The following is a 25,755-nucleotide window of genomic DNA, read 5'->3' as shown; positions in this document are numbered from 1 at the left end:
GGGCGAGACACGGGGAAGCGGGCGAGGGCGCGTACGACGGGCGGGGGCCGACTCGGCGGGATGGCCGATAAAGTTAAGGAGCCTTACTAGATGCGTCAAGTATGCGTCGGGAATCGGTGAGAATGGTGTGATGGCCGCCAGCGACGTCGAAGAGCAGCAGGAGCAGCCCTGGAGCCGCCGGCGCCTGCGCAGCACCAACGAGCGGCTGCTGCTGGACCGGCTGCGCACCCTCGGTTCGGCCTCGCGCGCCCAACTCGCCCGCGAGACAGGGCTGTCGAAGCCGACCGTGTCCAGCGCCCTGGCCGCACTGGAGTCGGCGGGCCTGGTCCACGAGGTCGGCACCCACGCCCCGGAGCGCGGCCGCACGGCCGTGCTGTACGCCCCCGACCCGGCGGCCGGGTACGCGCTCGGCGTGGACGTCGGCAGGAGCTGGCTGCGGGTGGCGGTCGCCGATCTCGACGGCACCCTGGTGGCCCGCTCCGATGTCCGCAACCGGGCCCGGGGGTCGGCCGCGATGGCCGACCTCGTGGTCGCGACCGCCCGGCAGGTCGTCGCCAACTCGGGGGTGGACCCGGCCGAGGTGGTGCACGGGGTGGTGGGCACGCCGGGCGTCTACGACGAGCGCCAGCGGCGCGTGCGGTACGCGATGCATCTGCCGGGCTGGGGGCGCGCGGGCCTCTTCGACCGGATGCGCGAGGAACTGGGCGTTCCGCTGGAGGTGCACAACGACGCCAACCTCGCGGCCCTCGGCGAGTACACGTACGGCGTCGGGGCGGGCAGCCGGCTGTTCGCGTACATCATGATCGGCACCGGCCTCGGGATGGGTGTCGTCAGCGAGGGGCGGCTGTTCACCGGGGCGCACGGGCTGGCCGGGGAGATCGGCTTCCTGCCCTGGCCGGGGCGGCAACAGGGGCCCGAACGCCTTGAGGACGCGGTGTCGGGGGTGGCCGTGGTCGAGACGGCGCGGCGGCTGGGGATGAGCGGGCAGCTCACCGCGAAGTCCGTGTTCGACGCGGCCCGCCAGGGCGACCCGGCCGCGGTGGAGGCAGTACGGCTCGAAGGCGAGCGGATCGCACACACCGTGGCCGCGGCAACCGCCGTGCTCGACCCCGACCTGGTGGTGCTCGGCGGCGGTGTCGGCCACAGCGTCGACCTGCTGCTGCGCCCCGTGCGGGAGCATCTGCGCACCCTCACCCCGCTGCGCCCGAAGCTGGCGCCCAGTCGGCTCGGCGAGGACGCGGTGCTGCTCGGCGCGGTGGCCACGGCCCTGGGCACCGCCCGTGACCTGGTGTTCGAGCGCAGGTCGAACGCGTCCTGAGAACGACGGCACCAACTCGCGCGGGCCCCACGGTGATTGACACGGCCTCCGCGGCAACCTAGCTTGAGCCGGGTTAGTAAAGTTTCCTAACTTTACGAGCCTGGAGACCATCGTGTTCCCTCGCCGTGCCCCCGGACACCGTCTCGCCCCGGCCGCCGTGGCCCTGGGACTGCTCTGCTCACTCAACACCAGCGCCTGGGCCGGGGCCCGCGACCCGGCGCACGGGCCAGCCCGGATCACCCGGGTGCCGTCCGACGCCGGGTCCGCGACCCCGCTGTCGGGCTACGCGATCCGGTCGACGGCCGACGTGGGCGACTCCGCGGCAGCGGTCTCCTCCCCCGGCTACCCCACGCAGGGCTGGTATCCGGCGGGACCCCGCTCCACGGTCCTCGCCGCGCTGCTCGCCGACGGCGTCCACGACGACCCGTTCGTCTCCACCAACCTCCAGAAGATCCCCAAGTCGCCCTTCCAGGTCCCCTGGTGGTACCGCAGCGACTTCACGGTCACAGACCCCTCGCACCGCACCTACCTGGACTTCAGCGGGGTGATCTCGGCGGCCGACGTGTATGTGAACGGCCGTCAGGTCGCCACCACCGCCGACGTCACCGGCGCCTACACCCGTCACGAACTGGACGTCACCTCGCTGGTGAAGGAGGGCGCCAACACGGTCGCCTTCCGCATCCAGCCCAACAACCCCAACAAGAACCTCACCATGGGCTGGCTCGACTGGCTCCAGCCCCCGCCCGACCAGAACATGGGCATCGTCCGTGACGTCCTGGTCCGGCGCGGCGGCCCGGTCGCGCTGCGTGACGCGCACGTGGTGACGAAGCTCGCGGTGCCGTCCCTCGCGACGGCCGACCTGACGGTGAAGGCCGAGGCCCGCAACGACTCGGACGCCCCGGTCACCGCCGAGGTCTCCGGCACCGTCGCCGGGGTGACCCTCACCAGGTCGGTCGAGCTCGCGGCCCACCAGACCAAGAGTGTCACCTTCACCCCCGCCGACACCCCGGGGCTGCACCTGACCTCCCCGAAGGTGTGGTGGCCGGCGAACATGGGCGGCCAGCCGCTCTACGACCTCGACCTCGGCGCCTCGGTCGGCGGCACGGCGTCGGACACCGCCCACGAGACCTTCGGCATCCGGGACGTCCGGGCCCCGCTGAACTCCGACGGCGCCCGCCAGTACTCGATCAACGGCCGCCGGCTGCTGATCAAGGGCGGCGGCTGGTCACCGGACGAGTTCCTGCGCTGGGACCGCACCTATGCCGAGGACCGCCTCAGATACGCCGTGGACCTGGGCCTCAACGCCATCCGGCTGGAGGGCCACATCGAGCCGGACGAGTTCTTCGACCTCGCCGACCGCCTGGGCGTCCTCACCCTGCCCGGCTGGGAGTGCTGCGACAAGTGGGAGGGGCAGACCAACCCCGGTGAGAGCGGCGAGAAGTGGACCGCCGCCGACTACCAGGTCGCGAAGGCCTCGATGGCCGCCGAGGCCGCCCGGCTGCGTGACCACCCGAGCGTGGTCTCCTTCCTGATCGGCAGCGACGCCGCGCCCGACGCGACGATCGAGAAGAACTATCTGGACGCCCTGAACGCCGTCGACTGGGCCGTCCCGGTGGTTCCCGCCGCCTCGGACAAGTCGGCTCCCCAGCTGGGCAGTTCGGGCATGAAGATGACCGGCCCCTACGACTGGATCCCGCCCGGCTACTGGTACGCCAAGCGCGAGGGCGGCGCCACCGGCTTCAACTCGGAGACCAGCGCCGGCCCGGACATCCCCACCCTCGACACCCTGCGCCGGATGATGACCCCGGCCGAACTCGACACCCTCTGGAAGAACCCGGACGCCAAGCAGTACCACCGCTCGCCGTCCGCGACCTTCGGCACCCTGAAGGTCTACGACGCCGCCCTCACCGGCCGCTACGGCGCCCCGAAGAGCCTCGCCGACTACGTAAGGAAGGCGCAGCTCGCCCAGTACGAGAACGTCCGCGCCCAGTACGAGGCGTACGGGCGCAACCAGACCGACGCCTCGAAGCCGTCCACCGGGGTCGTGTACTGGATGTTCAACAGCGGCTGGACGTCCCTGCACTGGCAGTTGATGGACCGTTACCTCGACCAGGGCGGAGCCTACTTCGGCGCGAAGAAGGCCAACGAGCCGCTGCACGTCCAGTACGCGTACGACGACCGCTCGGTGGCCGTGGTGAACAACCGGCACACACCGGTCTCCGGGCTCACCGCACGGGTCACCCTCTTCAACCCCGACGGCACCCAGAAGTACGACCAGACCGTCAGCGGCGTCTCGGTCCAGGGCGACGGCGCGCACAGCACCGCGCTCACCCTGCCGGCGTCGGTGACCGGGCTGTCGTCCACCTACCTGGCGCGGCTGGTCCTCGCCGACGCCGACGGCAAGGAGGTGAGCCGCAACGTCTACTGGCTCTCCACCAAGGCCGACACCCTCGACTGGGCGAAGACGGACTGGTGGCACACGCCGACGACGGGCTACGCCGACCTGACCGGACTGTCCTCGATGGCCCAGGTCCCGGTCACGGCGACGGCGTCGACGACAGAGGCCGACGGCACGTCGACCACCACGGTCACCGTCCGCAACACGGGCACGGGGAAGACCCCGTCCCTGCTGACGGACGTCCATCTGGTCGACGCGAACGGCAGGCCGGTGCTGCCGGTCCGGTGGTCGGACAACGAGGTCAGCCTCTGGCCGGGCGAGTCGGCGACACTGACGGCCACCTACCGGACCGCCGACCTGCACGGGTCGGCGCCCCAGGTGCGGGTCTCCGGCTGGAACACGGTGGAGCGGACGGTTCCGGCGGGCCTGCCGGAACCGTCCGTCCCGGTCAGCTCACGTTGAGCGCGGTGTCGTCGACGACGAAGGACGTCTGGAGGGTCGAGCCCTCGACACCGGAGAACTTGATGGTGGCCGTGGTGCCGGCCAGGGAGGAGACGTCGAAGCTCTTGAGGACGTATCCGGAGGCCGCGTTGAGGTTGGAGTACGTGGCCAGGGTGGTGGATCCGGCGGTGACCGTCAGCTTGTCGTAGGCGGTGCTGGTGGTGGTCTCCGCGGTGTCTATGTGCAGATAGAAGCTGAGCGTCGCGGAGCAGCCGGACGGAATGGTCACCGACTGGGACAGCGTGTCGGTGTGGGCGGACCCGTAGCCGTCGAGCCAGGCCTTGTAGGAGCCGGTACGGGCCGCCTCGCTGCTGGAGTTGGTGATGACCCCGCTGCTGGCGGTCCAGGTGGTGTTGCCGGACTCGAAGCCGGGGTTGCCGAGGAGCTGGGCGGAGGTGCAGGTGCCACCGCCGCCCCCTCCGCCGCCGCCTCCGCTGCCGCTGCTCGCGCCGGTGAGCCAGGCGGTGGCGTTGAGGGCGAGGGCGGCGTTGGTGGCGCCGGTGTCGTTCCAGCCGTCGTACAGCGTGTTGCCGGACTGGCCGGTGCCGTCGTCGATCGGGGAGCTGTCGCCCCAGAACGCGACCCGCCCGCTGCCGAAGGCGCTGGTGGCGAAGAAGGCGCCGGTGTTGCCGGAGTAACCGCTGCGGTATACGAGGCCCTTGACGTTGGAGTTGTCGGAGGGCTTGAGGGTGGCGGTGGTGCCGTCGGCGATCAGGCTCTTGGTGACCGTGCCGAAGGAGCCGTTCAGCACCACGTTGCTGCTGTCGCTGATCGCGGCCGGGTAGCCGGAGCTGATGTCCAGCGTGTCGACGGAGAAGCCGAACGGGTCGGTCGAGTCGACGCTGTTGTTGGTCATCAGGTCGTTGAAGATCTCGACCGCGTCGTAGCCGTCGCTGTTGCGGTCGGCCCCGGTGTGGTCGGAGATCATGAACAGACCGCCGCCGTTGTTCACGAAGTTCATGATCGCGGTCTTCTCGGCGGTCGTGAACAGCGTGTTGGGCTCGGGCAGGACCAGGGCGTCGAAGTTCGACAGGTCGGTCGTCGACGAACCGCCGTAGGTGAGCGCGCTCGTCGCGGTCTTCATGCTGTAGCTGCCGGTCTTCTGGAGGGCTACGCCCCACGAGGACAGCGCGCCGGTCCAGTCGGTCTCCGAGGACGGGGAGGAGTCCTGGGAGAGCGGGTCGGGCTTGCTGGTGGAGATGATCCAGTCCGCGTTGCCGGCCTCCTCGGCGTGGCCGTCGTCGAACAGGACCCGGTAGGTGGTGGCCGCGTGAGCGGGGGCGGCCGCTGTGCCGACCTGGAGGGCGGCTCCCGTGACGAGCAGTCCGAACCCGGCCAGGGCGGTGGTGAGTCTGTGGCGGGATCTGCTGGATCCAAGCATCCGGCGAACCTCCATGAGGGGTGGGGTAGAGGCGGTGCGGGCGCCAACTCTGCGCGCGTAGAACCTGCTTGAGATTTCTACACGCGTCGACCCTTTGAAAGGTACATGGCATGTCGGGTCGGTGAACAGAAAACCGCTGTAACAACCGGACGGGACTGCCTCCGCACTGAGCGGGCAGATTGGACAGCAGCGGGGTACAGACGAAGAGGGGCGGACATGGAGATCTCGGGCATCATCAGCGCCATCGTCATCGGACTCATCATCGGTGTGCTGGGGCGCCTGGTCGTCCCCGGCCGCCAGCACGTCGGTGTCCTGTGGACCGTCGTCGTGGGCATCGTGGCTGCCCTGCTGGGTTCGGCGATCGCGGCGGGCTTCGGCGTGGCCGACACCAAGGGACCCGACTGGATCGAGTGGTTCATCCAGATCGCACTGGCGGCGTTCGGCATCGCGGCGCTGGACCGCTCCAAGGCACGCCGGTGACCGGAGCGCGCCTCACGCGCGGCGGGCACGCACCGAGTGGTGCGGTCCCGCCGCGCGGGCACGCCGCCCGTCCGCCTACTTCGGAGAGAGCTACGGCGTGGTCGTGTTCGGTGAGAGGTACGGCGTGGTCGTGCTCAGGGCCGCGAAGCCCAGCCGCTCGAGGATGGGCCGGCTCATGGGCAGTGCGTCCACCTGGAGGTACCGGCAACCGTGCGAGGCGGCGACACGGGCCCGGTGGGCGACCAGGGCACGGTACACGCCGCGCCCGCGCCACCCCTCCACCGTGCCGCCACCCCACAGTCCGGCGAACCGCGCCCCCGGTACCAGCTCCACCCGGGCGGCGCTGACCGGCTCGTCCCCGGCGAGCGCGATCACCGCGACCATGCTGTCCGGCTGCTCGGCGAGCCGCGCCAGCAGCCGGTGCCGGAGCGGCGAACCGTCCGTGCCGAAGGCCTTCTCGTGCACCTCCACCATGAGCTCGATGCCCGCCCGGTCCGTGGCGGGCACCACGCGTACGCCGTCCGGCAGTGCGGCGTCGAGGCTCAGCCGGGCGACCTCCCCGACCATCAGCGTCTCCTCCGGCTCCGGCGCGAACCCGGCCGCGGTCAGCCGGTCGCCGAGGTCCGACGGCCGGTCGTGGCCGTAGACCTTCCACTCGAACTCCCGCCCGTGGGCCGCGAAGAATTCGACCTGCTCGGCGATGGCCCGATCCGCGGTCGCCTCGTCCAGGTCCGACCAGAGGACGCCGTTCCACCCCTCGGCGTCCGCCACCTGGCGCACCACCGCGCCCACGCGCTCGATCCGGGCGCCGGGCCCGTCGGGCCGGGCGCCTTCGCGCATGTCACGGTCGTACAGGGCGAGTACGGTTCGATGATCCATCCGGGCACTCCACCATCGGGACGCGACGGCCGCAACGCCATTTCCGGGTGGCAGCCGTTCGCCCGGGGTGGCGGTCAGCCCAGTTCGAGCGTCGTGATGCCGAAGACCCGCTCACGGGCATGGTCGCGGACCGGGCCCGTGTACATACGGGCGGTCTCGAACGAGGGGGTGAGGCCGGCCGCCTCGGCGAGGGCGACACCGGCCGTGCTGGTCTCGGGTACGTCGATGGCGACCTGGCGGCCGGCCGCCTCTGCGGTGAGGGCGGTGAACAGGGCGCAGGCGTCGTCGGGGGTGTCGGCGAAGAGCGGGCCGATGCGCAGGGTGTCGCGGCCGGGGCGGAGCACGCCGTAGCCGGTGAGGCGGTCGCCGTCGTGGCGGACGAAGGCCTTGTGACCGGGTCCGGTCAGCCATGCGGCCACGAAGCGCGGCCGGTCGGCCGGGCAGCAGGCGCTGTCGTACGCCGTGACGGCGGCCAGGTCGGCGGCGCCGGCGGGCCGGACGCCGGCGGGGGTCTCGGCGGCGGGGGCCTCGCCCACGAACCGGGCGGTGCGGTGGGCGAGTTCGAAGCCGGACTGGCGGTAGTTGTCCTGCTGGGCCACCACGCCGTCCAGGCCGACCGTGCGGTTGCCGGCGTGGGCGAGCGCGGTCTTCCAGATGGTGAGGCCGTGGCCCTGGCCGCGCAGGCCGGGGCGGACCAGATACCAGCCGAGGAAGGCGTAGTCGGCGCCGTAGTTGACGACCGAGATGGCCGACACCGGTTCACCGTCGATGCGGCCGACGAAGAACCCGTCGGGGTCCTGCGCGAAGAAGGCGGTGGTGTCGGACAGCCCGGGATTCCAGCCCTCGTCCGCCGCCCAGCCGACGATCACCGGCCAGTCGTCGGGGGTGGCCCGGGTGACGACGAGGTCCTGGGGGGCCGGAGAGGTCATCGATGCGCTCCATTCTTCAGCGTCCTTGGCGGGTGTCCGACCGCGCGGCGACCGGTGCCGCGCGCCCGCAGCATCCTTCCCGATCACCGGACACCGCGCCACGACGGGATCAAGCCGTTGCCGTGCCCGACGACGGCCGCACGCTCGCCGAACGGAGTGGGCGGCCGTTCGCTGCGGCCGGCGGCGGGCGGGTGCACGGCGCAGGCCCCACCGGTCGGGTCCGGTGGGGCCTGCCGATGCGCCGCGCGTCAACCCGCCCTGATATCACCTCGGCCGGTCAGCGCGTCCGGCCCGGGCGGAAGCGCCGGTGCAGGGCGGTCCCGGTGAGCAGCAGCGCCGCGCTGCCCGCCACGGCGGCGCCGGTGAGGTCCGTACCGGTGTGGGCGAGGGTGCCCTCGACCGGCGGCTCGGCGGGGTGGTGCACCTTGGGAGGGGTGTGGGTCTTCGGCGGCGTAGGGGCCGGCGGCTCGGGAGCGGGCGGCTCGGGGGCCGGCGGCTGAGCCCTGGGCGGCTCCGGAGTGGGGGTCTTCGGCGGGCTCGGGTGGTCGCCGGAGGTGTTCACGCAGGTGTTGCCGGCCGCCGGGTTCAAGAGCCCCACCACGTTCACGGTGTTCCCGCACACGTTCACCGGGACGTCCACCGGCAACTGGACACCATTGCCGGAGATCACCCCGGGCGAGTCCTTCTCGGCGCCCTGCGCGGACGCGCCACCGGACGTCGCCGAGCCGCCGGGAGCGCCGTGACCGGAGCCGCCGCCCTTGTTCACGCAGGTGTTGCCGGCCGCCGGATTCAAGAGCCCCACCACGTTCACGGTGTTCCCGCAGACGCTCACCGGGATGTGCACCGGCAACTGGATACCGTTGCCGGAGATCACCCCGGGCGAACCGGCCGCGATTCCGTCCGCGCCCGCGTCGGCCCAGGCCGGGACCGCCACGGCCATCGCACCGGAGGCGGCAGCGACGGCGATCACACCGTTTCGGGTAACCCGTTTCATAGGTTCCCTGCCTTCCAGACATGATTGCGGGCGCTCGCCCGCAACGGTTAAAACGCATACGAACCATGTGAGTTATGGCTTATTGACCTTTCACCCCATCGAGTGACACCCCACTCGAAACATCAGTAAAAGTATGCAAGGGCACGGAAACCGGATGATCACACGGAGAATGCGGCGCCCCCGGCCCGCCCGCTCACCGGCGGGCGGGACGCACGGAGTCCGTTTATGGTGGGCGAAAGCCCTGTATCCGGTCCGCCACGGAGCGTCTCTGGAGGCCCTCGATGCCTGCCGTGCCCCGTACCCGGCCCGTCCTGCGGCGCTGCGCCGGCGCCGGTGCCGTAGCGCTGGCCCTGCTGGGCGCCGGGCTGCCCGCGACCGAGGCCACGGCGACAGCGACGGCGACGGCGACGGCGGGCGAGAAGCAGCCGGACCTGACCCGTTTCTACCGGCAGAAGGTCGGCTGGACGGCGTGCGAGGACGGCGAGCTGCCCAAGGACATGCAGTGCGCCAAGGTCACCGTCCCCCTCGACTACGCGCGCCCGGCCGACGGCACCCTCGACCTGGCGCTGTCCCGCTACCGGGCGACCGGTAAGTCTCGAGGCTCGGTGCTGCTGAACTTCGGCGGTCCCGGCGGTTCGGGTGTCAGCCAGCTCGGACAGGACGGCAAGGAGTTCATGAGCCTGACCAACGGCTATGACGTGGTCGGCTTCGACCCGCGCGGGGTCGGTCGCTCCTCCCCCGTGAGCTGCGGCGACGGCCCGGAGCAGTTCCCGGACGGCGGCAACGCCGGCGAACCCCCCGACGTCGCGCATCCGCAGGCCCTGATGAAGGCGCTGAAGCAGCTGACGGTGCGCTGCACCAGGAACTCCGGGCCCGTGCTGTCCCACATAGGCACCGTGAACGCCTCCCGGGACCTGGATGTCATCCGCCAGGCGCTCGGCGACCGGAAGCTGAACTACCTGGGCTTCTCCTACGGCACCAAGCTGGCCGCGGTGTACGCGGCGCAGTTCCCGGACAAGGTGGGCCGGATGGTGCTGGACGGTGTGGACACGCTGACCGAGTCGCTGGCCGAGCAGGGCGTGGCCGGTGCCCGGGGGCAGCAGACGGCACTGGACGACTTCCTGGACTGGTGCGCCACCGACCTGGGGTGTCCGTTCGGGCAGGACCGGCGCAAGGCCGGCGAGGCGGTTCTGAAGCTGGTGCGCTCCCTCGACGAGGACCCGGTGCCCTCCGACTTCGGCGGCCCGTTCACCGGTCAGGACCTGGTGGAGGCCATCGGGCAGGGGCTGTACGGCAGGGAGCTGTGGTCGAAGCTGGCGCGGGCGCTGTCCTCGCTGGTCGACGACGGGGACACCCGGGGGGTGCAGAACTTCGCGTCCGGCGGCTCCGCGCTGCCGGTCGGGCGGGGGCCCAACGGGGGGCTGGTGAACAGCTCGGACATCCCCGTGGACAACCTGTCGGCCGCGCTGATGGCGATCAACTGCGCCGACGACCCGGACCGGCCGAGCGCCGAGCGGCTCACCGCGGACGTCGCCCGGCTGCGCAAGGAGTACGAGCAGGCGTCCCCGGTGTTCGGCCGGTTCCGGCTGACGCAGGTGATGCTCTGCTACGGCCGGCCGCGCGGTACGGACTTCATCCGCGACGAGGTGAAGGACGTGCCCTCCGCGCCGATGCTCCTGGTGGGCACGCGCGGTGACCCGGCGACGCCGTACAGCTGGGCGGTCCAGACGGCGAAACGGCTCGGTCCGTCGGCGGTGGTGCTGGACAACAGGGGCGACGGCCACACCGGGTACACGTCGTCCAGGTGTGTGCGCGGCAAGGTCGACGACTTCCTGCTGTACGGCACGCTGCCGGCCGACGGCAGCTCCTGTCCGGCGGACGGTGACGGCAGCGCCGTCACCGGCTCGTCGGGCTGAGGCTCAGCCGAGGGTGAGCTCCGGGTCGTAGAGGTCGAGCCACTGGGCCAGGTCGAGGGTGCGTTCCAGGCCGCGCCGGTCGGCCTGGGTGCTCAGTTCGGTGCGGCGGGCCGCCTGGTCCGCCCTCTCCCGGTCGACAAGGTCGAAGACCCGGTGGTCGGGCCGGGCCAGCAGGTCCTTGACCTGGTCCTGGAGGGCGCGGCCGTACTCCGGGTCCTGGGTGGACGGGTAGGGGCTCTTGACCCTGTCGTACACGGACTGCGGGAGAACGTCCCGGGTGGCCTCGCGCAGCAGGGTCTTCTCTCGGCCGTCGAAGGACTTGAGGGCCCAGGGCGCGTTGTAGACGTACTCGACGAGCCGGTGGTCGCAGAACGGCACCCGGACCTCCAGGCCGACGGCCATGCTCATCCGGTCCTTGCGGTCGAGCAGGGCGCGGACGAAGCGGGTGAGGTGCAGGTAGCTCATGCGGCGCATGCGGTACTCGAAGTCGCTCTCGCCGTCGAGGCGCTGGATGCCGGTGACGGCGGAGTGGTAGGCGTCGGCGACGTAGTGCTCCAGGTCGAGGGCCTTGGCGAGGTCCGGGCGCAGCACGTCGGAGTCGTCGCCGAAGTGCCGGGCGAACTGGAAGAGCCAGGGGAAGGTGTCCGCGGTGCGGGCTCCCTCGTCGAAGAACTGCAGGTAGCCGCCGAACACCTCGTCGGCGGACTCCCCGGACAGGGCGACGGTGGACTGGTCGCGGACGGCGCGGAACAGCAGCAGGAGCGAGGTGTCCATGTCGCCGAACCCGGCCGGCAGGTCGCGGGCCCGGATCACCCGTTCGCGGACCGCGGGGTCGGCGAGGCTCGCGACGTCGAGGACGATGTCCTGGTGGTCGGTGCGGGCGAGCCGGGCCACGTCGTGCACGAAGGGCGTGTCGGGGGTGGAGCGGAGCTCGTCGGCGACGAAGTTGTCGGTCCGGCCGACGAAGTCGACGGCGAAGCTGCGGACCTTCTCGCCGTGCACGGCGAGCTGCCGGGCGGCGAGGGCGGTCATGGCGGAGGAGTCCAGGCCGCCGGAGAGCAGGGTGCAGCGGGGCACGTCGGCGACCAGCTGGCGGCGCACGATGTCGTCGAGGAGTTCACGGACGGTGGCGACGGTGGTGTCGCGGTCGTCGGGGTGCGGGCGGGTCTCCAGGCGCCAGTAGGCCCGGGTGCGCAGGCCGTCGCGGTCGACGGTGACGACGGTGCCGGGCTCCACCTCGCGCATGCCCTCCCAGACGGCGTGCCCGGGGGTCTTGACCATGGTGAAGAGCTCGCGCAGCCCGTCCAGGCCGACCCGGGGGCGGACCAGCGGGTTGGCCAGGATCGCCTTGGGCTCGGAGCCGAACAGCACGCCGTCCGGGGTCGGGTACAGGTAGAAGGGCTTGATGCCCATGCGGTCGCGGATCATCACGAGCTTGTCGTGGCGGCCGTCCCAGACGGCGAAGGCGTACATGCCGTTGAGCCGCTCGGCGACGGTGTCGCCCCACTCCACATAGCCGCGGAGCACGACCTCGGTGTCCGAGTCGGTGGTGAACTCGTGGCCCCGGGCGGTGAGTTCGCGGCGCAGCTCGGTGAAGTTGTAGGCCTCCCCGGAGTAGACCATCGCGACGGTGCCGTCCGGGGTGCGGACGGTCATCGGCTGACGGCCGCCGGGCAGGTCGATGATCGCGAGCCGGCGGTGGCCCAGGGCGGCGGGACCCTCGCTCCAGGTGCCCCGGTCGTCGGGACCGCGGCAGGCCATGGTCTCCGTCATTGCATCCAATGCGCGCGTCTCGGTGGTGAGGTCGCGGTCGAAGGAGACCCAGCCGGTGATGCCACACATGTGCTACCTCCTGCTGTCGGTCAGCCGGGCCATGCGCGCCACCTGCGGTTTCGCGGCGGAGGCGATTGCCCGAGCGAACCACTTGTATTCAGCACCTATATGACGAGCGTGCGCCCGGGATCCCCGCCGGTCAACCTGGACGTAACACGAACGGAGTACCCCACCCTCGGTTTCGGACGCGCTTTGCCCGCGCGGGGGCCGCGAACCCGCCTCGCTTCGGGCTCCCTCGGCCCGGAACCGGCCAAGCGCAAAAAGTTCCCCAAACGGGTCGGCGCCGCGGCTTTCGCCGGGCGCCGGTCACCTGGTGCAGTCGGGGGCTCGCGCTATGCGGCCGGCGTCAGGAAGCGGTCCAGCGTCGCCGTCAGCTCGGCCGGCCGCTCCACCGGCAGCTCGTGGCCCGCGTCGATGATCCGGACCTCCGCGTCCGGGTAGGCCTTGGCCATCCGCAGCATCTGCCCCACCGGCAGCTGGATGTCGTGGTAGCCGTGCACCATCAGGGTGGGCGCGGCGATCTCGCCGACCCGGTCCAGGACGTCGAAGGCCCGCATGGCGCCGTACAGCGTCATGACGACCTCGCGCGGGGTGTCCGCGGACGCGCGGACGTACTCCCGGATCTGCTCGCGCGGGTAGCCGGGGGCGAAGGCCCGCTGGATGTTGGCGGCGACGAACAGCTTGAACGGCACCAGGGTCGAGGCCGCCATCAGCAGCCCGCGGCCGCGGCTGTACGCCATCCGGCCGATGGAGTCGACCAGGACCATCCGCTCGACCCGCTCGGGGTGGGCCAGCGCGAGGGTCTGGGAGATCATGCCGCCCATGGAGTGACCGACGGGGACGAAGCGGTCGACCTCCAGGTGGTCGAGGAGGGCGGTGACGTCCTGGGCCAGTTCGACAATGGTCTTCACCCCGGCCCCGGTGCTCTCGCCGTGGCCGCGCAGGTCGAGCCGGATCACCCGGCGCTGCCCGGCGAAGTGCGCCATCTGGTGGTCCCAGCGGTGCCGGTTCGCGGTCCAGCCGTGGATGAACACCAGCGGTGCGGCACCGCCGTCACGGGGGCCCTCGTCGTCGTACGTCAGCGCCGCTCCGTCGACTTCGAGCTGCGGCATGGGGGCCTCCTGGGGCGTGATCCGGTTACTGCCGGGTACGGTAACCGGCCGCCCCGCCCTCCGTCACCGGCCCGCGGGCCTCAACCCGGTCACGGCTCGCCCCGGACCCGAAGGTGTCGATGAATTACCCCAAATGCCGCAATGGCGAATCGGTCCTATGGTGCTGATATGGAGCACGCACTCAGTCCTTCGACCCTTGCCGAGCTGCGCCGCCCGCGCCCCTATCCGGCCGTCTCGGTGCTGACGCCGACACACCGTCGTGAGCCCGACAACACCCAGGACTCCGTCCGGCTGCGCAATGTCGTGGCCGAGGCGAAGAAGCAGCTGGAATCCGATCCCGCGATCACCCGGGACCGCCGCTCCGACGTCGTCAGGCAGCTCGAACAGGCGCTCGCCGAGGTCGACCTGACCTACAGCGAGGACGGTCTGGTGATCTTCGCCGCGCCGGGTGAGCACCAGGTGTGGTCGCTGGCCCGGAGCGTGCCCGAGCGCGTGGTGCTCTCGGACACTTTCCTGACCCGCAACCTGGTCTCGGCGCACGCCGCCGAGCGCCCGTTCTGGGTGCTGTCGATCTCGGCCGACCGGATCACGCTGTGGAACGGCGGGATCGACCGGGTCACCGAGAGCCGGTCCGGCGGTTTCCCGCTGACCCGCCCGACGGTGAACTTCGACGCCGAGCGCCAGGAGCAGATAGGCGACACGCCCAGCACCTTCCGCGACGAGGGCACCAAGCACTTCCTGCGGGACGCGGACACGGCGATGGCCGCGCTGCTGCGCAACGATCCGCGGCCGCTCTACGTCACCGGTGAACAGGCCGCCCTCTCCCTGTGGGACGAGCTCGGCAACGTGGCGAGGCACAGCATCTCCGTGCAGCACGGCGGACTCGCGCACGCCGGCCCGGAGGCCGTGTGGCAGGCGATCACCCCGCTGCTGCAGGCGGAGTCCCGCAGGAGCACCGCTTCGGTGACCCGCGAACTCGAGTCGGCGCGCGGTCACAAGACGTTCGCGGCCGGCGTCGACGAGGTCTGGCAGAACGCCCGCGAGGGCCGCGTGCGGCTGCTCGCCGTCGAGGAGAACTACCGCACCACGGTCCGCGACGACGGCGACCACCTGGTCCCGGCCGCGAGCGGCGACCTCGACGCCCGCGACGACATCGTGGACGAGATCGTCGAGCAGTGCCTGGAGACCGGCGCCGCCGTCCGTTTCGTGCCGGACGGCACCCTGGGCGACGAGAGCGGCATCGCCGGCGTGCTGCGCTACTGACGAGCCCCCCGACCGGCCGACGTAGGCTCTGGAACGTGATCGTCGGCCGAGAGGGAGTGTGTGGGCGTGGCTGAGTTGCTGGGCGTCGCGGTACTGGGTGCCGGACACATGGGAGCCGACCACATACGCCGACTCGACCAGGTGGTGAGCGGTGCGAGGGTGGCGGCGGTCGCCGACCCCGACCCCGACCGTGCCAAGGAGGCGGCGGCCGGGCTGGACGGCGTCACCGTGCACGCGGACCCGCTGGCCGCCCTTGACGCGCCGGGTGTGGAGGCCGTGCTGATCGCCTCGCCCGGCCCGGCGCACGAGGAACCGCTGCTCGCGGCCTTCGAGCGCGGACTCCCGGTGCTGTGCGAGAAGCCCATGGTGCCGGACTCCACCGGCGCGCTGCGGGTGGTGGAGGCCGAGGCGGAGCTCGGGCGCAGGCTGGCGCAGATCGGGTTCATGCGCCGCTACGACGCCGAGTACCGGCGTCTGAAGTCCCTGCTGGACGGGGGCCGTCTGGGCCGCCCGCTGATGCTGCACTGCGTCCACCGCAATGTGTCCTCTCCCCCCGGCTTCACCAGCGCGATGCTGATCGACAGCTCGGTGTCGCACGAGATCGACGCGGCCCGCTGGCTGCTCGGCCAGGAGCTGACCGCGGTGACCGTGCTCCGGCCGCGGCCCTCCTCGGGCGCCCCCGAGGGGCTGCTCGACCCGCAGTTGGTGCTCTTCGAGACCGACGGGGGCGCCCTCGTCGACGTCGAGGTCTTCGTCAACTGCGGCTTCGGCTACCAGGTGCGCTGCGAGGCCGTCTGCGAGCAGGGCAGCGCCCGGATCGGCGAGGACCACACCATGCTGGTCACCTCGGCCGGCGGCGCCCGCGAGGAGGTGGCCCAGGACTACCTGGTGCGGTTCGCCGACGCCTACGACCGCGAACTGCAGGCCTGGGTGGACGCCACCCGGCAGGGCCGGGTCACCGGACCGAGCGCCTGGGACGGCTACGCCTCCTCCGTGGTCGCCGAGGCCGGGGTCCGGGCGCTGGAGAGCGGCGGCCGTACGACCGTCGACCTCGCCCCGCGCCCGGACCTGTACGCGGGCCTCAGCCGCTGACGCTCGCGGCGCCCGTCTCCAGGTGGCCGGTGAACCGGCGCGACCAGGTCGCGTCGGAGTCCACCGTGATCGTGAAGTCGTACCAGCCGTTCTGGTACGCGACGGCGTTGAAGTAGTCCTCGGTCGAGGATCCGGCGGCGACCGTGTACGTCCAGGGGCCGTCGGTACGGTAGTTGTTCGAGGTGATGGTGAACTTCACCGCCGACGAGCCCGAGTTGGCCATCTTGAACCAGACGGCGAGCTTGCCGGTGCCGGGTTCCACGGCGTAACGGGTGCTCACCTCGGCGGACTTGCCCGCCTGGTTGGCGTCGCCCAGGAAGCGGCGCAGGAAGCGGTTGGGGCCGGTCATGGTCAGGTCGTACTTGCCGGCGCCGTATCCGGTGCCGATGTTGAAGTAGTCGGAGGCGGTGCCCCCGGCGGCGACCGTGTACTGCCAGGGCGTGGTGTCCCGGTAGGCGTTCGGGTGGATGGCGAAATGGGCCGCCCGGGTCGCCGGGGTGCCCTGGTTGGCCATGGTGAACCAGGCGCGGATGCTGCCGCCCGTCCCGAACTCCAGGTGGTCCAGATAGCCGCCCGGCTGGTAGGGCAGCGCGCGGGCCGGGCGGGTGCCGGACTCCTGGGTGGGCAGGGCGTTGGTGGTGGGCACCGGGTTGGGCAGCGGCCCGCAGGTGGCGTAGCCGATGACGCCGGTCGCGGGCAGGGAGACGGCGCCGTGGACGGGGTTGGCGAAGTCGAAGACGCCGGTCAGGTCGCCGCTCACCGAGCGCCGCCAGGCGCTGATGTTCGGGCAGTTCGCGGGCTTGCCGAGGGCCGCGGTCCAGGTCTCCAGGAAGCGCAGCACCGAGGTGTGCTCGAAGACCTCGGAGGAGACCCAGCCACCGCGGGTCCAGGGCGAGATGACGATCATCGGGACCCGGAAACCGAAGCCGTACGGCACGCCGTTCAGGAACTCGCCCGCCGTGCCGGCGGGCGGGGCCGGGGGCGGGACGTGGTCGAAGCAGCCGTCGTTCTCGTCGTAGTTGAGGAACAGGACGGTCGAGTCGAAGACGTCCGCGTCGGCGGCGAGAGCCTGGTAGACCAGGTTGACGAAGTGGGCGCCGTCGCCGGGCGGGGCGTAGGGGTGCTCGGAGAACGCCTGGTTGGCGACCACCCAGGAGACCTGCGGGAGGGTGCCCGCGAGCACGTCGGCCTTGATGGCGGCGGCGATGTCGTCGGGGGTGGAGCCGGTCACCGCGGGGACCGAGGACATGCCCCGGTCGTGGAGGGGGTTGCCCGCCTTGGCGTTCGCGAAGTTCTTGAAGTAGGCGCAGCCGTTGTCACCGTAGTTGTCCTGGGCGTTCTGGTAGACCTTCCAGGTCACTCCGGCACTCTGCAGGGCCTCGGCGTAGTTCTGCCAGGTCAGGCCGGACTCGTCACCGCCGTCGTAGCTGGTGGAGTCGACCTTGCCGCTCCACAGGTAGGTGCGGTTGGGGCCGGTGGCGCTGAGGGTGGAGCAGAAGTAGGCGTCGCAGATCGTGTAGTTGTCGGCGAGCGCGTAGTGGAAGGGGATGTCGGAGCGGTCCAGGTAGCCGAGGGAGCGGACGTTGCCGACTCCCGCGACCCAGTTGTCGAGGCGGCCCTTGTTCCACGCGGAGTGCTGGGAGGACCAGGAGTGCGGGAGGTCGCCGTTGCACTGGGCGAGCGTCTCGCCGTCCTTGCCGCCCGCGTCGGGGGTGGCGCTGAGCTTCCACGGGTACTGGCGGCCGGAGCCGTTCGGCTGGTTGAGGACCGGATAGCCGCCGCTGAGCGTGATGCCGCTGCGGTCCGCGAAGCCGCGGACGCCCTTGAGGCGTCCGAAGTAGTGGTCGAAGCTGCGGTTCTCCTGCATGAGGATCACCACGTGCTTGACGTCCGAGATCGTGCCGGTCGCCGCGCTCCGGGCGGCGGCCGCGGCACGTGGGCCGACGGCGCCCGCCGCCATGCCCGCCGCCACGGAAGCGCCCAGTCCCACGAAGCCTCTTCGGCTGATCGGTGTCATTCGCCCCGTCCTCGTCACCGGTGCGCCCGGGCGGCACACCGCGCGCAAGGGTGCACGAGGCGATCGGCAGGGCATGGACCGGATCGGTGAGGCGGGAGTGAACAAAAGTCAAAGTACGGGTCGGTAGCGCCTCAGGCGCCTCACACGCCTCCGAACAGCGTGCTCAGGCCCCGCTCCACGACCGCCTCGAGGTCCTCCTGCCCCGGGGCCACCACCTCGTGGGTGCGCAGCAGGAACCGGAACAGCGCCTGGGTGTCGAACTGGAGCAGGGCGAGGCCGTGCGGCGAGTGGAACTCCACGGCCGTCCGGCCCGGGCCGCAGGGCCAGATGTGGACGTCCCCGCGTCCGGCCGGGGCGGTGAGCCCCTGGTCGAGGAGCGAGCGCGCGAAGGTCCAGGTGACCTCCTCGCCGCCGAGGGTGACCTCGGCCGGGAAGTCGACGAAGACGGCCAGGGGATCACCGGAGGTGTACCGGAGCGTGGCGGGCACCGGAACCTCCTCGTCCTCGGCCGTGATCAGCCGGGCGCGGGCGGGTTGCTCGAAAGTGATGTCCATGCCTGTAGGACTCCGAGAAGGCCTCTTGCATGACGCGAAATCCGGACAGAGTTGCCGCGGTTGGCCGAGACCGCGACACTGTGAACACAGAGGTGTCGAACAATCGCCCGAGCGCGACACGGAGACCCCGCGAAGTCCGCCAAGTCACGTAGTCCGACTACGACTTGCCCCAGCCGGTCGCGTACGCCTTTCATGGGGGTCGACCAGCCCATGAAGACTCTGGCATATGCCAGAAGCACCACCGTATCGTGTGTTGCCAAATCCCTTACAGGGCGTCGCAGGCTGTGCAACAGTCGTAACCGGTCCCACCGTCCGCCTTGGCCGTACAGTCCCCGCATCGGAGTGCGTCATGCCGTCCCATGTCTCCGCGGACCGCCCCGCCGCCCAGCCGCCCGGGCGCGGCTCGGTCGAGGCGTTGATATCGCAGACGCGGCGGCTCAAGGGCGACGTGGACGCGGTCCGGCGGGACACCCAGAACTCCGGTTCACACCCCGAGGAGCGCTGGCAGCGCGCCCTGTACGACCTGGCGCTCCATCAACTCAACGACCTGGACGAGCACCTGGCCCAGCTGCGGGACGGTCCGACACCCCTGCCGGCCGGGGTGGTGGCGCCGCCCGCCCGACGCTCCTCGCCCGCTCCGGGCTCGCTGCTCAGCCGGGTCGGCAGCGCAGAGTGGAACCTCCTGACGGACGAGGCCAGTTGGTCGGGCGAGCTCTTCCAGATCCTCGGCCTGGACCCGGCCGCGCCCGCGCTCACCCTCGACGAACTCCCCTCCCTGGTACTGGACGAGGACCGTTCCCGGCTGACCGCGATGGTCACCGACTGCCTGGTCGACGCCCGGCCCATCGACGGCGAGTTCCGTGTCCTGCGACCCGACGGGAAGGTCCGGACCGTCCACATGATGGGCGAACCGGTGCTCGACGGCGGCGGCAGCACCGCCTCGATGTGGGCCGTGCTGCGGGACGTCAGCGAACTGCGGCGCAACCAGCGCACGGTGCGCGAGACGCGGGACACGATGCAGCTCCACCGCCGGCAGGCCGAGACCGAACAGCGGCTCGCCGTCGAACTCCAGGAGGCCGTGCTGCCCTCGGGGCGCGGCGCGCTGCGGCTCCCGCGCCGGGGGCCGGGCACGCTCGAAGTCGCCGCCCACCACCTGCCGTCCGGGGCCACCACCCTGCTGGGCGGCGACTGGTACGACGCGCTGGAGCTGTCCGACGGCGACACCCTGCTGAGCGTCGGCGACCTCACCGGGCACGGCGTCGCCGTCGCCTCGGGCATGACGATGCTGCTGGGCGCCGTACGCGGGATGGCGATGGCCGGCACCCGCCCCGGGCAACTCATGTCCCTGCTCAACCAGTTACTCGACGCCACCGTGCAACCCGCGCTGGGCAGCGCCGTGTGCTGCCGCTATCGGCCCGCCACCCGCACCCTGACCTGGGCACAGGCAGGACACCCCGCCCCGCTGCTGTTCCGCGGCGGAACGGGGTGTGCACTCAGCGCGCCGGACGGCGTGCTGCTCGGCGTCACCTCGGGAGCCGGTTACGGGCAGGCCGAAGTGACCCTGGAACCAGGCGATCTGCTCCTGCTGCACACCGACGGGGTGGTGCCCGGGCACAGCGGAACGGACTCTCTGGACGCTCTCCTCGGCCTGGCCCCCCGGTTCGGGGCGGCGCACACCGCCCAGGACTGTGTCAGGGCCGTCGTCGAGGAGTTCGGCGAGAGCGAGCGTGAGGACGAGGCCTGCGTGCTCGTCGCCAGGGTGAGTGAGTAACCGCGGTGTGGGAGTAACCGACCGCGGTGTGGGAGTAGCCGAGGTGGTGTGCGAGTCGGCGCTCAGCCGGCTCGTGTCGAGCGCGCAGGCCCCCTATGCCTGTGCGCTGCTGTTGTTCCCCTTGCTCCTGGCCCTGGGCAGGGCCAGCTTGATCTCCTCCCGCAGTTCCTGGATCTTCGGATAGCCGGCGTACTCGGCGGTGAGCCGGTACATCTGGCGCAGCCGGTCCCAGGTGCGGTGGGAGGAGTTGGATCCCATCGACATCAGGGCCAGCCGGGCGTACCGGTCCGCCTGCTCGGGGTCGTCCGCGATGAAGCAGGCGGAGGCCATGGAGAGGAAGTCGAAGATCTTCGACCGCTGCCGGCCGTCGATCCGCAGTGTCAGGGCCTTCTCCGCGTACTGCTGGGCGTGCACGGCCGCGGCCGGGTCGTGCTCGGCCAGCGTGCGGTAGGCGAGGGCCTGCATGCCGTACAGGTCCTCCTCCCTGAACATCTGCATCCAGCTCGGCGGCGGCACATCGCCCCGGTCGGAGACGAAGAGGTCCTCCGCCTGGCCGAGGGTGCGGCGCATCGCCTGGCCCTTGCCCATCGACGCCTGTGCCCAGGCCTCGATGGTGTAGAGCATCGCCCGGGTGCGCGGCAGCACCTCGTCGCCCGAGCCGGACTTGGCGAGCTTCATCAGGTCCAGTGCGTCGTCGGGCCGGCCGAGGTGCACCATCTGGCGAGCCGCTCTGGAGAGCGCCTCCCCGGCACGCGGCCGGTCGCCGCCCTCACGGGCCGCGTGGGCGGCGATGACGAAGTACTTCTGGGCCGTGGGCTCGAGGCCGACGTCGTGCGACATCCAGCCCGCGAGGACGGCGAGGTTGGCGGCGACGCCCCACAGGCGCCGCTGGAGATGCTCGGGGTGGCGGTAGGCGAGCATGCCGCCCACCTCGTTGAGCTGTCCCACGACGGCCTTGCGCTGCAGCCCGCCGCCGCGGGCCGCGTCCCAGGCACGGAACACCTCGACGGAGCGCTCCAGTTCCTCGATCTCCTCGGACCCGATGGGGGCGGCCTCGTAGCGGTCGAACCCAGCGGGGTCGGCGTGCAGAGGGTCGTCGAGGACGGGGGCGTCGGCCTTGAGTGTGGGGTCGGTGTGCAGCCACTCGTACATGGCGCTGCTGAGTACGGATCCCGCGGTGAGCGCGGCACCCGCGCCCACCAAGCCGCGTCGGTTGAGCATGAGGTCCATTCCCGTGAATTCGGTGAGGACCGCGGCGGTTCGTTCGGGCGCCCACGGCATGCCGTCGGGATGTTCCACGTTCCCGTCGTCCGGCCGTTTTCCCGTACGCCCGTGCCGTACCAGACCGAGGTCCTCGATGGTCACGACACGGCCGAGACGCTCGGTGAACAGAGTCGCCAGCACCCGCGGCACCGGATCGCGCGGGATCTCTCCCATGTCGATCCACCGCCGCACCCGGGAGGTGTCGGTCGCCAGCTGGGGGTGGCCCATGGCCGCCGCCTGCCGGTTGACCAGCCTCGCGAGTTCACCCTTGGACCAGCCGGCCAGGCCGAACAGGTCCGACAGGCGGGTGTTGGGTTCTCCGGTCACGTCAAGCCCCCAGGTTCTCGGCTGAGTTGACAGTAGCCCCGTGCCGGTTGCCGGGCGACTATTCGCCACGGTTCGCCAGGGTGCGCCAGATGGTGTGCCACTGGGCAACGGGTGTCAGGTAGGAACGCGCCACCCCGACCCGGTCGCCACTCGACGGGCACACTCCCCAGGGTGTGCCCGGGCGGCCGGGACGGGTTGGGCGCGAGAACCCCTCACAGGACTTCTCAGGCAGGCACCGCAGGTACACGAAGGGATCTGTATCGCCCATGTACGCAGCATCGTCCTCCGTGTCCGCTCCGCCCCGGTCACTGCGCCCCCGCCCGGCGGGCGGCGGACCCTATCTCGACCCCGCGCGTCCAGGGGCCGCAGTACCGGTCGTGGGCCGGCAACGGCGCGCCACGGGTCTGGGCACCCAGCCCCTCAGCGGCAGACTCGACCTGTCCGGCCCCCAGGGTGCGCAACTGCGCACCGCGATCGCGTCGGTGCACCGGATCTGCCCGGAGTTCTCTCCCGTGCAGGTGCTGCGCCGCACCGGGCGGTCCGTGATCCTCGTCGGGACGACGGGGCGCAGCACGGCCGTGGCGAAGTGTCTACTGGACCACTCCCCCGCCTGGGCGGAGCGCAGCCGCCACGAAATAGCGGCATACCGTTCGTTCGTCCGGCACCGGCCGCCGATCCGGGTGCCGAGGCTGATCGCGGCGGATCCGGACAACTGCACGCTGGTGATCGAGCGGATGCCCGGCCGGGTGGCGGCGGTCCACCGCCACCCGGCGGAGGCCCCGCCCCGGGCGGACATCCGGGCCGCGCTGGGCGCGATCTGCCGGCTGAACGCGTGGCGGCCCCCGGCGGGCACCTTCGACGCCCCGGTGGACTACCCGGCCCGCATCGCCCGGTACCACGAGCTGGGGCTGCTCACCGACCGGGACATGGGTGACCTGCAGAAGCTGCTGCACGGCATCGCGGTCGCGGCCGGCCGCCAGGGAATGGGCCAGTTCTGTCACGGCGACGCCCTGCTCTCGAACATCCTGCTGTCCCCGGCCGGTCCAGTGCTGGTGGACTGGGAGCACGCGGGCTGGTATCTGCCGGGGTACGACCTGGCGACGCTCTGGTCGGTGCTCGGGGACGCACCGGTGGCGCGCCGTCAGATCAGCCAGATCGCCCAGTCGGCCGGGCCCGCCTCCAGGGACGCCTTCCTGGTGAACCTGATGCTGGTCCTCACCCGGGAGATCCGGACCTACGAGACCGCCGTGCAGCGTTCGATGCACGACGCGACCCCGGCGGCACCGGGTACGGCCCACCAGGGTGCCGCGCCGACCGGCGAGGAACAACGGCTGCTGCTCCGGCGGCTGCACGACGACTGCCAGCTGGCCCGCCGGGCCGTACGCGCGGCGGTCGGCACTCGCTGACGGGGACGAGGATCCGCGGTGCGCTCAGGGCAACTGCGCGCCGCGGATCCTCGCATGTGCGGGGTGTTTTCGGGAGTGTCCCCGGCGCCCACTGGTGTACGCCACTGACGCCCCGCAGGCCTGTGGCCCACCACCGCGAAACTCCCACGATCATCGCATGACATGGGAATTCCTGCCTCTCTGGGCATGATTGACGGATCGTCGGCAAGCCGGTACCACTGAGCCACGCTCAGCCCCGCACGCCCCGTCGCGCCCCATCGCCCCAGGAGGCTGCATTGCGAGGATCCGTCATCGAGCCCGCACCCCCGCACAGCGGCAGACGTACGCGCAGGACGGCCGGAGCCGTCGCCGCCGCGGCTCTGCTGCTGCCGTTGCTGGGCGCGGCACCCCCACCGGACACCGGCGAGTCGTCCGCCGGACTGCTCCAGCGGGCGTTCGCGTCCGCCGCCGACGAGTACCACGTGCCGCAGAGCGTGCTGCTCGCCGTCTCCTACCTCCAGTCCCGCTGGGACATGCACGCCGGCGCGCCCAGCGTGACCGGCGGCTACGGCCCCATGCACCTCACCGACGCGCACACCGCGCTGGCGACGGCCACCGAGCACTTCGCCGACGGCACCGAGGACGCCCGCGGCGACAGCGCCCGCCCCGCCCTGCACCCGAGCGTGCAGGTCCCGCAGAACTCCGCGCTCCCGGACCGCCTCAAGACCCTCCCCAAGGCCGCCGCGCTCACCGGGATCCCGGCCGCCGACCTGCGCACCGACGCGGCGGCCAACGTGGCCGGCGGCGCCGCCCTGCTCGCCGCCACCCAGCAGGACCTCCACCAGCCGCTCAGCGCCGACCCTGCGGACTGGTACGGCGCGATCGCCCGCTTCTCCGGAGCCGACGACACGGCGACCGCGGCGGCCTACGCCAACGACGTGTTCGACGTCCTCCACACGGGCGAGGAGCGCACCACCGACGCGGGACAGTTCGTCGCCCTCGCCGCCCAACCCGACCTGGCGCCCGACACCGCGCAGCTGAAGCTGACCGGGCTGCGCACGACGGCGGCGGACGGCGAGACGGAGTGCCCGACAACGGTGTCGTGCCAGTGGATCCCGGCGCCCTACTCCCAGTTCGGCGACAACGACTACGGCAACCACGACCTCGCCGACCGGCCGGCCTCGCAGAGCATCAAGTACATCGTCATCCATGACACCGAGGGCTCCTGGGACACCACCATCAAGCTGGTCCAGGACCCGACCTATGTGTCCTGGAACTACACCATCCGCTCCACCGACGGTCTGATCGCCCAGCACGTCAAGGCGAAGGACGTGGCCTGGCACGCGGGCAACTGGTACATCAACGCCAAGTCGATCGGCATCGAGCACGAGGGCTTCCTCGCCTCGCCCGACGCCTGGTACACGGAGGCGATGTACCGCTCCTCGGCCCGGCTGGTGAAGTACCTCTCCGAGCAGTACGGCATCCCGCTGGACCGGCAGCACATCCTCGGCCACGACACCGTGCCCGGCCCGACCACGTCCACGATCCCCGGGATGCACACCGACCCCGGCCCCTACTGGGACTGGCGGCACTACTTCGAGCTCCTTGACCACCCCTTCAAGCAGAAGGCGGGCAAGAAGCACCGGGTGGTGACGGGCGGTGTGGTGACGATCCTGCCGGACTACGCCACGAACCAGCCGACGTACACCGGCTGCGTCACCAAGGGCCAGCCCTGTGCCGCGCACGGTTCCAGCGCGGTACGGCTGTACTCCGACCACGACGAGAGCGCGGCCCTGATCAAGGACATCGGCCTCGGTACGACACCGACGACCGACGTCAACGACCTCTCCTCACGGGCCGCCACCGGCCAGCAGTACACGGTGGCGGACACCTGGGGCGACTGGACGGCGATCTGGTACCTCGGGCAGAAGGCGTGGTTCGAGAACCCGGCGAGCGCGCCGACGGCGGTCGCCGCGACCGGGCTCGTGATCACGCCGAAGGCGGGCCGGACCAGCATCCCGGTGTACGGCCGTGCCTATCCGGAGGCGTCCGCGTACCCCTCCGGGGTACCCGCCCAGTCGGTCTCCCCGCTGCCGTACACGATCCCGGCGGGCCAGAAGTACGTGGCCGGTGACGAGGTGCCGGGCGAGTACTACTACGCCGTCACCTTCAGCACCGACTCCCACAAGGTCGTGGTGGGCAAGGACCTGTACTACGAGATCCAGTACGTCCACCGGGTCGAGTTCGTCCGCGCAGCCGACGTGGACGTGGTGCCGGCCGCGAAGACCGGACGGCACCACGGCCACGGCCACGGCCACGGGAAGTAGCCGACGGAGGGGTCT

Annotated in this window: 18 protein-coding genes; 9 read left to right on the top strand and 9 right to left on the bottom strand. The window is 71.4% G+C overall.

Annotated elements, in window-relative coordinates; all coding sequences use genetic code 11:
* The first annotated feature begins 130 nt into the window (after window positions 1-130).
* Window positions 131-1,318: an ROK family transcriptional regulator gene (locus ABZ887_RS41710; RefSeq protein WP_361302331.1), complete on the top strand. Its 1,188-nt coding sequence runs from the start codon at window positions 131-133 to the stop codon at window positions 1,316-1,318.
* A gap of 112 nt (window positions 1,319-1,430) precedes the next feature.
* Window positions 1,431-4,178, top strand: coding sequence for an exo-beta-D-glucosaminidase (locus ABZ887_RS41705; RefSeq protein ID WP_361302328.1), 2,748 nt, complete (start codon window positions 1,431-1,433; stop codon window positions 4,176-4,178).
* Here the strand turns inward: ABZ887_RS41705 and ABZ887_RS41700 are convergent.
* Window positions 4,165-5,598: a hydrolase gene (locus ABZ887_RS41700; protein WP_361302325.1), complete on the bottom strand. Its 1,434-nt coding sequence runs from the start codon at window positions 5,596-5,598 to the stop codon at window positions 4,165-4,167. The two genes, ABZ887_RS41705 and ABZ887_RS41700, sit on opposite strands and share 14 nt — an antisense overlap.
* Window positions 5,599-5,814: 216 nt before the next feature.
* Here ABZ887_RS41700 and ABZ887_RS41695 point away from each other — a divergent pair, with 216 nt between their 5' ends.
* Window positions 5,815-6,078, top strand: coding sequence for a GlsB/YeaQ/YmgE family stress response membrane protein (locus ABZ887_RS41695; protein WP_361302322.1), 264 nt, complete (start codon window positions 5,815-5,817; stop codon window positions 6,076-6,078).
* Window positions 6,079-6,168: 90 nt separating this feature from the next.
* On the opposite strand, the gene ABZ887_RS41690 is transcribed toward ABZ887_RS41695, so the two are convergent.
* The 3 genes from ABZ887_RS41690 to ABZ887_RS41680 all read right to left on the bottom strand — a co-directional run bounded on the left by ABZ887_RS41690 (window position 6,169) and on the right by ABZ887_RS41680 (window position 8,880).
* A complete protein-coding gene (locus ABZ887_RS41690; protein ID WP_361302319.1) occupies window positions 6,169-6,957 on the bottom strand; it encodes a GNAT family N-acetyltransferase in 789 nt (262 codons plus the stop codon).
* 74 nt (window positions 6,958-7,031) lie between these two features.
* Window positions 7,032-7,886 (bottom strand): GNAT family N-acetyltransferase, encoded by an 855-nt coding sequence (locus ABZ887_RS41685; RefSeq protein ID WP_361302316.1) that lies wholly within the window; start codon window positions 7,884-7,886, stop codon window positions 7,032-7,034.
* Between the two features lie 277 nt (window positions 7,887-8,163).
* A complete protein-coding gene (locus tag ABZ887_RS41680) occupies window positions 8,164-8,880 on the bottom strand; it encodes a chaplin (RefSeq protein ID WP_361302313.1) in 717 nt (238 codons plus the stop codon).
* 281 nt (window positions 8,881-9,161) lie between these two features.
* Between ABZ887_RS41680 and ABZ887_RS41675 the strand changes: the two genes are divergently transcribed.
* Entirely contained in the window at window positions 9,162-10,796 is a 1,635-nt protein-coding gene (locus ABZ887_RS41675; RefSeq protein ID WP_361302310.1) for an alpha/beta hydrolase, read from the top strand.
* Window positions 10,797-10,799: 3 nt separating this feature from the next.
* On the opposite strand, the gene asnB is transcribed toward ABZ887_RS41675, so the two are convergent.
* Window positions 10,800-12,638 carry an asparagine synthase (glutamine-hydrolyzing) gene (gene asnB, locus ABZ887_RS41670; RefSeq protein WP_361302307.1) on the bottom strand — a complete coding sequence of 613 codons (1,839 nt, stop codon included), beginning with the start codon at window positions 12,636-12,638 and terminating at the stop codon, window positions 10,800-10,802.
* 323 nt (window positions 12,639-12,961) lie between these two features.
* Window positions 12,962-13,741 (bottom strand): alpha/beta fold hydrolase, encoded by a 780-nt coding sequence (locus tag ABZ887_RS41665; protein WP_361302304.1) that lies wholly within the window; start codon window positions 13,739-13,741, stop codon window positions 12,962-12,964.
* Window positions 13,742-13,909: 168 nt separating this feature from the next.
* On the opposite strand from ABZ887_RS41665, the gene ABZ887_RS41660 reads away from it, so the two are divergent.
* Both ABZ887_RS41660 and ABZ887_RS41655 read left to right on the top strand, forming a co-directional pair.
* Window positions 13,910-15,004 (top strand): chemotaxis protein, encoded by a 1,095-nt coding sequence (locus tag ABZ887_RS41660; RefSeq protein WP_361302301.1) that lies wholly within the window; start codon window positions 13,910-13,912, stop codon window positions 15,002-15,004.
* A gap of 66 nt (window positions 15,005-15,070) precedes the next feature.
* Window positions 15,071-16,096, top strand: a complete 1,026-nt coding sequence (locus ABZ887_RS41655) for a Gfo/Idh/MocA family oxidoreductase (RefSeq protein WP_361302298.1) — start codon at window positions 15,071-15,073, stop codon at window positions 16,094-16,096.
* Here ABZ887_RS41655 and ABZ887_RS41650 read toward each other — a convergent pair.
* Entirely contained in the window at window positions 16,086-18,113 is a 2,028-nt protein-coding gene (locus tag ABZ887_RS41650; protein WP_361302295.1) for a phosphocholine-specific phospholipase C, read from the bottom strand. The two genes, ABZ887_RS41655 and ABZ887_RS41650, sit on opposite strands and share 11 nt — an antisense overlap.
* 140 nt (window positions 18,114-18,253) lie before the next feature.
* Window positions 18,254-18,667, bottom strand: a complete 414-nt coding sequence (locus ABZ887_RS41645) for an SsgA family sporulation/cell division regulator (protein ID WP_361302292.1) — start codon at window positions 18,665-18,667, stop codon at window positions 18,254-18,256.
* A 349-nt stretch (window positions 18,668-19,016) separates the two neighbouring features.
* Here ABZ887_RS41645 and ABZ887_RS41640 point away from each other — a divergent pair, with 349 nt between their 5' ends.
* Window positions 19,017-20,438 carry a SpoIIE family protein phosphatase gene (locus ABZ887_RS41640; RefSeq protein WP_361302289.1) on the top strand — a complete coding sequence of 474 codons (1,422 nt, stop codon included), beginning with the start codon at window positions 19,017-19,019 and terminating at the stop codon, window positions 20,436-20,438.
* Between the two features lie 93 nt (window positions 20,439-20,531).
* On the opposite strand, the gene ABZ887_RS41635 is transcribed toward ABZ887_RS41640, so the two are convergent.
* Window positions 20,532-22,028: a hypothetical protein gene (locus tag ABZ887_RS41635; protein WP_361302286.1), complete on the bottom strand. Its 1,497-nt coding sequence runs from the start codon at window positions 22,026-22,028 to the stop codon at window positions 20,532-20,534.
* A gap of 266 nt (window positions 22,029-22,294) precedes the next feature.
* Between ABZ887_RS41635 and ABZ887_RS41630 the strand changes: the two genes are divergently transcribed.
* Complete coding sequence (locus ABZ887_RS41630) at window positions 22,295-23,434, top strand: aminoglycoside phosphotransferase family protein (RefSeq protein WP_361302283.1); 1,140 nt, start codon at window positions 22,295-22,297, stop codon at window positions 23,432-23,434.
* A 290-nt stretch (window positions 23,435-23,724) separates the two neighbouring features.
* Window positions 23,725-25,740 carry a peptidoglycan recognition family protein gene (locus ABZ887_RS41625; RefSeq protein ID WP_361302410.1) on the top strand — a complete coding sequence of 672 codons (2,016 nt, stop codon included), beginning with the start codon at window positions 23,725-23,727 and terminating at the stop codon, window positions 25,738-25,740.
* Window positions 25,741-25,755: the final 15 nt, after the last annotated feature.

This window comes from Streptomyces sp. NPDC047061, from assembly GCF_040643955.1.
GTDB lineage: Bacteria > Actinomycetota > Actinomycetes > Streptomycetales > Streptomycetaceae > Streptomyces.
The sequence above is the reverse complement of the archived record's forward strand: the minus strand, read 5'-3'. Positions and strand labels throughout refer to the sequence as shown.

Excerpts from the sequence above, each read along its gene's own strand:
- ABZ887_RS41710 (WP_361302331.1), top strand. The coding sequence starts at position 131 with ATGGCCGCCAGCGACGTCGAAGAGCAGCAGGAGCAGCCCTGGAGCCGC.
- ABZ887_RS41700 (WP_361302325.1), bottom strand. The coding sequence starts at position 5,598 with ATGCTTGGATCCAGCAGATCCCGCCACAGACTCACCACCGCCCTGGCC.
- ABZ887_RS41695 (WP_361302322.1), top strand. The coding sequence starts at position 5,815 with ATGGAGATCTCGGGCATCATCAGCGCCATCGTCATCGGACTCATCATC.
- ABZ887_RS41690 (WP_361302319.1), bottom strand. The coding sequence starts at position 6,957 with ATGGATCATCGAACCGTACTCGCCCTGTACGACCGTGACATGCGCGAA.
- ABZ887_RS41685 (WP_361302316.1), bottom strand. The coding sequence starts at position 7,886 with ATGACCTCTCCGGCCCCCCAGGACCTCGTCGTCACCCGGGCCACCCCC.
- ABZ887_RS41680 (WP_361302313.1), bottom strand. The coding sequence starts at position 8,880 with ATGAAACGGGTTACCCGAAACGGTGTGATCGCCGTCGCTGCCGCCTCC.
- ABZ887_RS41675 (WP_361302310.1), top strand. The coding sequence starts at position 9,162 with ATGCCTGCCGTGCCCCGTACCCGGCCCGTCCTGCGGCGCTGCGCCGGC.
- asnB (WP_361302307.1), bottom strand. The coding sequence starts at position 12,638 with ATGTGTGGCATCACCGGCTGGGTCTCCTTCGACCGCGACCTCACCACC.
- ABZ887_RS41665 (WP_361302304.1), bottom strand. The coding sequence starts at position 13,741 with ATGCCGCAGCTCGAAGTCGACGGAGCGGCGCTGACGTACGACGACGAG.
- ABZ887_RS41660 (WP_361302301.1), top strand. The coding sequence starts at position 13,910 with ATGGAGCACGCACTCAGTCCTTCGACCCTTGCCGAGCTGCGCCGCCCG.
- ABZ887_RS41650 (WP_361302295.1), bottom strand. The coding sequence starts at position 18,113 with ATGACACCGATCAGCCGAAGAGGCTTCGTGGGACTGGGCGCTTCCGTG.
- ABZ887_RS41645 (WP_361302292.1), bottom strand. The coding sequence starts at position 18,667 with ATGGACATCACTTTCGAGCAACCCGCCCGCGCCCGGCTGATCACGGCC.
- ABZ887_RS41640 (WP_361302289.1), top strand. The coding sequence starts at position 19,017 with ATGCCGTCCCATGTCTCCGCGGACCGCCCCGCCGCCCAGCCGCCCGGG.
- ABZ887_RS41630 (WP_361302283.1), top strand. The coding sequence starts at position 22,295 with ATGTACGCAGCATCGTCCTCCGTGTCCGCTCCGCCCCGGTCACTGCGC.